Here is an 889-nt window from a genome sequence, read left to right as displayed (position 1 = left end):
CGCCGGCCGAGAGGCGCGCGAGCACCGCGTCGTCGAGCAGCGTGCCGAACGCATACGCGTCGTCGATCACCTGCCGCGCGTCCGGCCAGTCGATCGCGAGCTGGTAGTGGGGCGCGCCGCCGTTGCGCGGGATCGTCCCCGCGAAGCAGCCGGCGCGATCGACGCACGCGAGTGTGCCGAGTTCGGTGCCTTCCGGCGACAGCGCGTGCACGCTTTTCGCGCCGGGCAGCACCGCGCGCACGACGACCCGGCCCGTCTGTCCATGCGGGCCGAGGCACGCGAACGGATCGGGATGCCGGCCGGCGAGCAGCGCATCGATATCGGATCGTTCGAACAGCGTGTCGGTCATGGCGTGTCTCCGTCGTTGGATGCGCCCCCGTCATCGAGCAGCCGTTCGATCAGCGCCGCGAGCCCGCCGACCGGCACGCTCAGCCAGTCGGGCCGGTTCGCGGCTTCGTAGCACAGCTCGTACGACGCCTTGTCGATCAGGAACAGCGCGAGCAGGCGATCGGCGTAGCGCGGGTCGACGAAACGCGCGGGGGCGAGTTCGGCGGCTGCGCGATAGCAGTCGACGAAACGATCCGCGGCGGCCTGCCCGAAGCGGTCGAACAGTGCGCGCTTGCGGCCGGCCGCCTGCGGCGGCGCCTTCTCGATCGCGAATTGCGCGGTCGCACTCACGTATGACAGCGAACGCAGCAAGCCGGCCACGTCGCGCAGCGGATGCGATTTCGCGCGGCGTCGGTCGAGCGGGCGTGCCGGCTCGCCTTCGAAGTCGATCAGCAGCGCGTCGCCCTGTACGTCGAGCACCTGGCCCAGATGGAAATCGCCGTGGATCCGCATGCATTGCGCGTCGAGCGTGCGCGGCACGAGTGCGCCGAGCGCGCGCACG

2 pseudogenes are annotated in these 889 nt (G+C 71.1%); both read right to left on the bottom strand.

Features of this window, described 5'->3' with window-relative positions:
• A pseudogene (locus tag G3N93_RS40710) lies at positions 1 to 349 on the bottom strand (1,4-alpha-glucan branching enzyme); the annotation flags it as partial.
• Positions 346 to 889, bottom strand: a pseudogene (locus G3N93_RS40705) (alpha-amylase); the annotation flags it as partial. The pseudogenes G3N93_RS40710 and G3N93_RS40705, both read right to left, overlap by 4 nt.

The organism is Burkholderia sp. Se-20378, from assembly GCF_017104665.1.
In the GTDB taxonomy this organism is placed as follows: Bacteria; Pseudomonadota; Gammaproteobacteria; order Burkholderiales; family Burkholderiaceae; genus Burkholderia; species Burkholderia lata.
The sequence above is the reverse complement of the archived record's forward strand: the minus strand, read 5'-3'. Positions and strand labels throughout refer to the sequence as shown.